Annotated in this window: 5 protein-coding genes and 1 pseudogene; all 6 read right to left on the bottom strand. The window is 39.1% G+C overall.

From position 1 onward, the window contains the following. Nucleotides 1-70: 70 nt before the first annotated feature. Complete coding sequence (locus KTQ90_RS12355) at nt 71-2,290, bottom strand: type IV secretory system conjugative DNA transfer family protein (RefSeq protein ID WP_217318682.1); 2,220 nt, start codon at nt 2,288-2,290, stop codon at nt 71-73. After that, nucleotides 2,290-2,991, bottom strand: a complete 702-nt coding sequence (locus KTQ90_RS12350; RefSeq protein WP_217318681.1) for a hypothetical protein — start codon at nt 2,989-2,991, stop codon at nt 2,290-2,292. The genes KTQ90_RS12355 and KTQ90_RS12350 overlap by 1 nt, the downstream gene beginning before the upstream one ends. 14 nt (nt 2,992-3,005) lie before the next feature. Continuing rightward, entirely contained in the window at nt 3,006-3,752 is a 747-nt protein-coding gene (locus KTQ90_RS12345) for a hypothetical protein (protein ID WP_254359475.1), read from the bottom strand. After that, nucleotides 3,730-4,227, bottom strand: coding sequence for a PH domain-containing protein (locus tag KTQ90_RS12340; protein WP_217318680.1), 498 nt, complete (start codon nt 4,225-4,227; stop codon nt 3,730-3,732). Before KTQ90_RS12340 ends, KTQ90_RS12345 begins: the two co-directional genes overlap by 23 nt. A gap of 39 nt (nt 4,228-4,266) precedes the next feature. After that, nucleotides 4,267-6,807, bottom strand: a complete 2,541-nt coding sequence (locus KTQ90_RS12335) for a hypothetical protein (protein WP_217318679.1) — start codon at nt 6,805-6,807, stop codon at nt 4,267-4,269. Between the two features lie 22 nt (nt 6,808-6,829). After that, a pseudogene (locus KTQ90_RS13780) lies at nt 6,830-6,948 on the bottom strand (Bax inhibitor-1/YccA family protein); the annotation flags it as partial.

The following is a 6,948-nucleotide window of genomic DNA, read 5'->3' as shown; positions in this document are numbered from 1 at the left end:
AATTTTTTATATATAATTAAACGAAGAGAGGAAACACTTCCAAGAAACGCTTCCTCTCTTTTTCTTCTAATTATGATGCTTTTTGTTGTTGGGTTTTCTCTGTTTGATGAAATTCCCTTTGAATAACTTTTATCATATTCTTCACTTCCTGGTCTATCTTATTGAAATTGTTATATAAGATACGTTCCTTTGCATCTACAGAACCAAAATCATAGAATTTAGGTAAAGGAAAATTCTTATAATCCTCTTCCTCTGCCTTTATTTCATCCATATTAAAGTTGGTTTTGCAGAAGAACTTGGAAGTTTTGAATTCTTCCGCCTTTTGAATGTCCATAGCACCTTTGCGACCTGTCTTTGTAACAGTAAAATCTCTTGCTGTCTGACCACATATCCAACCAGATGCCATGTCGGAAATCTTAGATGCCGGAACAAGACTATCCAAGTTTTCATTAAGATTGATGGAAGTTCTGTCACGGTCAATGGTGATTCCTTTCTTTAGCTGAACCACCTTACCAAATATATCTCCTGATAGCCAATCGAGAGTGTCCTTGCTACGAGCAGAGCCGCTGATTACATTGCCAACAGTGGTGATAATTTTGTCTTTACCAACCTTACCATAGTCAGCCTCCAACTGAGGCAATTCCTGAAAGCCTAATGTTACTGCAACCTTGTTGCTTCGAGCAGTACCAATCAATCTATCTATTTTATGGAAATACAAAGTTGGTAACTCGTCAACAATAATACTTACAGGTACATTTTTACCCTGACCGCTGTTCACACGTGTCACAAGGCGGTTCAATATAAGGGCATTCAATGCACCGATGATACTCTCCATTTCCGGGTCATTAGCAATAAGAAGATAACTTGGATTCTTAGGATCACTGACTTTTAAATCAAAGTCATCGCCTGAGAATACCCAATATGCCTCTTTCGTTGCAAGACGTGATGTTTGAACACGAAGTGTACCAATCATACCTTCCAACTGTTCCATAGCGTTATTCTTCTTCGCTGTCATGAACGGAGCCATCAGAGGATAAACCTCAGGGTCTGTTTCCAAAACTTCAAATATCTCAGAATAATCTCTATTCAAGAACGACAGTACATGAGGCATATCCGAATATTTGCCTTTCCAATAAGCAGGTTCAACAATGTGTTCCTTCTCACCAAGATGACCTTTTGCAAATACACGTCCAGTGAGTCGCTTATGATGCGTGTCTGGGTCTTCTTCATATTGTGCTTCAAGCTCATTACCATGCTCGTCGTATGGTTTCTTTCCATAGTTTACAAAGAAATAAATGCAAGCGGCAAGGAAGTTAGTAGCAGATGTTTGGAAGAACTGGTCACTGCCACCGCCACTTCCTTTCTGTCCTTTCTGCAAAGATTCAATCAGTGTCTCAGCAGTTTCCTGGGCTGCCGCCAAATTACTGATGTATTTCTGCTGAATAGGGTTGACACGTCTTGAATATTCAACATTCACGAAGTTGATGATATTAAACCTGCATCCTTTGGGCGTTTTACCTTGCTGTTGGTTCTTCTTGTAATGATAGTAAAGCTTAGTAGCCAAAGTTGGAAATTTATAGTCGTACACAACCATGGCAAAGCCTTTGGCACTATGCTGTCTGATGTATGGTTCTATGACAGAGAATGTCTTACCACTACCAGGAGTACCCACAACCCAAGTTCCACGGAAAGGGTTAATGATATTAATCCATCCCTTACGGAATCTTCCTTTATAATAGTAACGCATCGGTATATTGACAGAATACTTGTTGTCAACGTATTCTTCTGTCTGCTCAAAACTCTCATTCTCGAAGTTGAATCTATCTTTAAGCATTCCATCCTTGAAATATTTTGAAACATTATCAAGTGCGATATGAATCAAGATGGTTCCTATCAAAGATGCTACCATATAAAGCCAAATGTTGGTTCTCAGCAACCAAACTCTGGTTTTCCAATCACAGCTATAAAGAAAAACAGAAACTGTTACCAAAACGAGTCCGATGGAGATAGGCCAGAAAACCATCTTTCTCGCATCGAACTCTATCTGTTTCTTGTTTTTAGTACCTATACAGGTGATGATTACTAACATTACTGTAACAATCTTGCTATATGGCAGAAACTGATACATGGATAGCCTCCCAAGGCGGCTATGTACGTTTGTGATAACGCCACCCAAGAAATCCAAGGCTGTTGGGTCAAGCGCATACATAAAAAATTCGAGCAACAAAGAAACATAGATTGTCGCTCGGAAAAGGGTGTATGTTCCCTGTAGTTCTTTTGACTCTTCCATTATTTTGTATTCATTTTATTCGCTGTTCTTGCTTTATTTATCCATCCTCTTTTACAGTCAGCAACAATAGCTTTCATAGACCGTGTTCCTCTTGGTGTTCCACGAAGCTCGTACCAAGAATCCAGCAAAGATGTATAGCGGATTAATCTGTTCATCCTTCTTAGCTTAAAGTTCAACTTTACCAATGTATTGTTGATATTGGCTATGACTTGAATCCTTTGATGTTCCGTAAGTTTAGGGTTCTTTCCCTTTGATGATCCAAGCGGCAGAATCTGCTTTACATCGGCAGCTATCTGAATGCCGTCATCAATGACATCTTTGTAGATATTATTCTTCTTCTGTGACAAAGCTACAGCCAGTACATTAGCTGGACATGAAACACCGACAGATTTTAACTCTTTAAGATTTTTAAGAGTTTGGTCAACCTGGTAATATATGCCGTAAATGCTTGCAGCTAAAGTAAGCATATCACCAAAACTGGATAGATAGTTATCAAACTCTCTTTGAAAGTTTGTTACTTTTTCTGTCTGATCTGAGATATACATGTGCCCAGTTAGATTAAGTGACATTACTTCATCTTGTGATTTTAGAGCTTTTTTTGCCTTCTTGGCGTAATCACGGAACAATCCTGCACGTACTAAGTCTTCTCCGGCATAAGTCTTTAATGGAAGGAAAGACATCAGTCCTGCCAATACTATCATATAAAAGAATTTATTTACCATCCCCATGATTTACTGTTCTGTTTAAGTTTATAATATCTTGCAACAGAAGTTGCTGCTCGGCGCATTCTGTTTCTTGCTTCAAGGGCAAGCATACCATTTGACTTGTCTATTTTGCCTGCAATGGCACGATTCCAAACATCCTCAAAGCTGAACACAGATATAGATACAGCCAATCTTCTTAACTTGGAATTGAGTTGTTCAAGCTCACGCTCCAAATTCCATATTAATTGTGTTCTTTCTGCACCGTTCAGCATATTTTTATCTGTACCTTTAGCACATACTTTTTTTAAAGAACGAAATGTCTTTATAAATTGGATTGCAGTCTCCATATACAGATTATTCATAGACATTGTGGCAAAGACACCTTGTGGATTAATTTTCTTTGCAGCAGAAACTTCCCATAAGGCATTTAGGGTCTGAACACCTTCTAAGTAAAGTTGACAGCAAGCAACTGTTCTTTTGGCGTAACCTGATGCTTCTTTGAGATAAGCATTATACTGTTGCTCCCAATTTCTTATCTTTGCTGTGGTTCCAGATAGCTCTGCTTGAATACCTGCTTCCTTCTTTCGATAATTTGTTTGAGCTGTAATCTTGCTAAGAATATTGTCCTCACCTTTCTTTATAGCAAGATATTGACCAGGATTAGAGGTTGTTGCACCTATTTGAGCACGGCATACAGTCGTGGACAACACTATAGCTAAACAGAGCATTACAGCTCTAAACTCGATTAGTAATCTCATATATCCCCTTTCTTCTTTTATTAAATTCAACTCTCATTCTTATTTCAGACACTACATCGTCAGCTTCTTTAATACCTATCATGTTGACCACTGAATTGTTTCTATCACCTGAATAAATGGTGACGGTTTTCAATCCAAATATCTGTTGTGGCAACGAACGATGTTGCTTGTAGTCCACAACACGATACAACTCAACATAATCTGTTGAGTGTGATAATACTCCATGAAGTATTATTATTTGTTCCGATGTTATAACGTATTCTGTACGCAACAATGACAGTAACTTACAGAACAGATATATAACCAAAAACAATGCGGCATAGATAAAATATTCGTGCCACATAAACTTGCCAAATACATATATCCAAAAAGCGGCAATGCTTAGGCAGATGGCAGGAAACTCATTAATGACGTATTGTAATACATGGGGTCTCAATGCCACCGTCTGAAATATTTGAATAGAGTTATTATTCATACCTTATTATATTAAATATAAAGAGAAAAGAAGTATGGGTTAAACGCCCATACCTCTACCTTCTCCATGTCCACGGTCTTCGCCTATCTCAGCTGCATAACTTGCAGCTGCAACTGCTTCTGGCGATACAACACCTGGTTTAGAAAATACAGCCCTTGACTCATAGAAGTCTGGTTTAGGTCTTGGTGGGGCTGCCATCGAAAGACCCGCAGCAACATCCAATCCAGTAGTAACGGCAGCAAGAATAGCCGCACCTAAGTTGAAGCCATGTCCTGGCTTAGTCTTCATTTCCACCTCAGGGAATATTTTATCAAAGAGTTTCATTCTCTGATAGTCATTCACAGCAAGGAATTTATTGAAGTCTTTCTGATTAATCTCGTGTGAAATTACGTTTCCGTCAATGACTGCGGACATCTTATATTTACCCTCGATAACCTTACCTTGCTCATCCTTCAATCTTTCCACAGAAATATCACCAATAGTTGTAGCACGACCATGTTCGCCACTACGTTTCCATTCCTTGCTTTCTTTGAGATTATTCAAAGACTCTCCGTTTACCCCAGCATCACCCATAAGGTTAATCTTTGCTGCATTACGTAAGTCATTGAGATTAATGGCTTCGTTACCATAATGAACAACCTTGCCTTCTGTTACAGAAGGCTTCTCTCTATGAGCAGATACTAAGTCCTCAGACAATACTTTTTCTTTACCAACCGTCTTAACGACTTCGGTGCCAAATCCGGCTTTATGCAATTCATCTATAACCTTGCTGATATTGGCATTATTGTTGAATGACTGCTGACGCATATCTTGATGAAGGCTGCTTGTTGGAACAATCTGCATCTTCTGCTTGTTCTCATCAGTAAAAGGGATAAGAGTGGTCAACATCTTGGCTCTATCCTCATTTGTTCCATTTTTGAAAGCATTGTATTGTGCCTCTGTTATCTTAAATGACCACATTCCTGCATCCTTATCGGTACGAACATTTATCTGATAATTGCCAGAGATTTGGTCTTTCCATGCCATAGCTCCAGTAATGGCAGCGGAAGTATTTGCATTTACAAGACTATAATCTCCTTTCATTGTGACAACGCCCTCTGCTTGGTCAATTCCTTTTGACCTAACAGCATCTTGCATCTGACCATTTGATGCACTCTTTATCTTCACTTCATCAAAGACTTTATCAAACAGCTTCAAGCGATACTCGTCATCATAGTTGATAAACTTCAGATAGTCATCTTTGCTAATCTCGTGACTCATCAACTGATTGTTTATTACCGCTGTCATACGGAATGTTGTCTTCTGACCGTCATTCGTAGGGTAGGCTTGTATCTCTCCCACAGAAACGGCACGACCATCTTTGACTGGTAGATAGAACCCTTGGCTTGCATCCAAACTTCTACCATCTACAACACCAATACTATTCCATTTGTCTATATAGCCTGTCTTGTAATCTTGACGCATATTCTTCATGTCAATATCAATGACATCGATGTTCTTGGCATAGGATGCTGCTTGTTGCTGCCCTAAGTTCAACTCCTGTTCAATCTCTGGTTTCAACTTAATATTGATGTAGTCCTTGCTTTGAAGATGCTCTTTGGTTATCTTCTCTGAAAAGTCTTTGGAAATGACATTGTTGATAATATCAAGTCGCTCACTAATATTAGGAGCAGTCTTGTTATGAACCATCTTGTGCTTACCCTCGCCAGAAGTGAATCTCAGCTTGTCATTGAGGATCTTTTTCAATTGTTCGTCAGTCAACGCATATTGTAAATCCTTGTTGATACCGTCACACTTGATTGTAAGAGTTTTCTTCTCTTTATCGATAACGATGCCATGAGAAGAGAGAACCTTGTTGAATCCTTCACCACTAAAGGTTAGTTCTGCACTGTAGCTATTAAGGTATTCTCCCAAGGTCAACGCCTGTCCTTTTGGGCGAACCAACTGTTTTGGTTTAGCATCAATCTTCATGTTAGCCAAAGAATCCTGCTGCTGGTTTCCTTTGTCATAAAAGCCGTAATCGCCAGTCTTCAATTCTCCAGGCTTTAGTCTGCCATCAGGTCTATCCATCACAACAGGTGCACTACTTGCGAAGAAAGGACGGTCATCTATTCTTCTTGCATGATAACCATGTCTTCCAAACGCTCTGAATCCATCCAAGAAACTATCAAAACGTCCGTATCTTGCACCTTCAAAAGGGTGGAATGGGCGTTCTCCTCTATATCCATATTCTCCAGGATTAAGTCGATGTCCATTTAAACCCATATTTACAGGGCTATTAGCATTACGTGCAGCAACCCAAGAACCAGGAATATAATAGTCATTTCTCACAATTGATACAAAAGTTTCGTAAGCCTTTTTATCCCATACGTTATTTCCGCCATTCCTTAATGCCTCCAATTGAGCATCATTGAGTGTATAACGTCGAGGTGTTGATGTGTTGTGAGCCATTGTTACCAACTGATATTCACCTGTTTGGGTCATTGCAATCTGTGCTTGCATGCCATTGGCATTAAGCGTGTTTTGAAGCTGAGGAGCTATGTCCAATGCTCTTGGATTTGTATTCTTTCTTGTTGCCATGTTCGTTATTATTTATTTAATGTTATTTCTTGCTACCCAAAATTCGGAGTATATAAATAAAGAGGTTGACGAAATCAAGATACAATTCTAAAGCTCCTAATAGTGCTATCTTTTGACTATGTTCGTCAACTCCATATTGGG

Origin of the sequence: Leyella stercorea (genome assembly GCF_019052365.1) — a bacterium.
Lineage (GTDB): Bacteria > Bacteroidota > Bacteroidia > Bacteroidales > Bacteroidaceae > Prevotella.
The sequence above is the reverse complement of the archived record's forward strand: the minus strand, read 5'-3'. Positions and strand labels throughout refer to the sequence as shown.